Below are 975 nucleotides of genomic sequence, written 5' to 3'. Positions count from 1 at the left end.
CCGCACAGGGCAGCACGACCGTGACCGGCTCGACGGTGGATTCGACGGGCACGCTGGCGGCAGGTGTCGACACCCATGGCAAGCTGACGGGCGCGGGCGATCTGAACGTCACGACGAGCGGCGCATTGAGCGCGACGGGGCAGAACACGGCGAGTGGCAGTCTGGTGTTCTCCGGCAGCCGCATCGCGATGAACGGCGCGCAAACCCTGGCCAAGGGTTCCGCCTCGCTCACGACCCTCGGTGCGTCGGGCGATCCGAGCGATTCGGGCGATTCGGGCGATAGCGGCAATCTCGCGCTGACGGGCGGCACGCTGCAGACGAACGGTGGGTTGACTGTTCAGGCGAGCGGGGCGGTGTCGACCGATCGGGCGCAGCTCGGAGCGGGGCAGCTTTCGCTGTCGGCCGCGAGCTTGTCCAATCACGGCGGAACCGTGTCGCAGACCGGGAATGGCGCGACGACCCTGAACACGTCAGGTGCGATCGACAACACCGGCGGGACGATTTCGAGCAACGGCCAGACCGTCACGCTTCAGTCCGGCAGCCTCACGAACGCGAACGGCGCAATAACGCAGGCGGGCACCGGTGCGCTGACGCTCTCGACCGGCACGCTCGACAACAGTGGGGGCACGATCGGCACTCACGCACAGGCGACGGTGACGGCATCGAATGTCGACAACCAGAGTGGCACGATCACCGCCCAGCACACGCTAAACGTGGTCGCATCGGACAGGCTCGACAACCACAACGGCAAGCTGAGCGGCGATAGCGCGACCGTGACCGCTGCCATCATCACGAACGCGAACGGCACGATCGGCGCGAACGAGCTGCACGTCTCCGCCCCGCAGCTCGACAACAGTCGTGGTGAGATTGCCGCGAATGCGCTGAGCCTGACCGCGCTGAACCTGATGAACCAGCAGGGGACGATCAGCCAGCTCGAATCCGGCGCGACCACGCTTGCCGTGACGAACGCGCTCG

At 66.9% G+C, this 975-nt stretch carries 1 pseudogene; it reads left to right on the top strand.

The features are described from left to right. Window positions 1–188 precede the first annotated feature (188 nt). Window positions 189–806, top strand: a pseudogene (locus HV670_RS32560) (hypothetical protein); the annotation flags it as partial. Window positions 807–975 lie beyond the last annotated feature (169 nt).

It is taken from the genome of Pararobbsia alpina, from assembly GCF_902859895.1.
GTDB lineage: Bacteria > Pseudomonadota > Gammaproteobacteria > Burkholderiales > Burkholderiaceae > Pararobbsia > Pararobbsia alpina.
The sequence above is the reverse complement of the archived record's forward strand: the minus strand, read 5'-3'. Positions and strand labels throughout refer to the sequence as shown.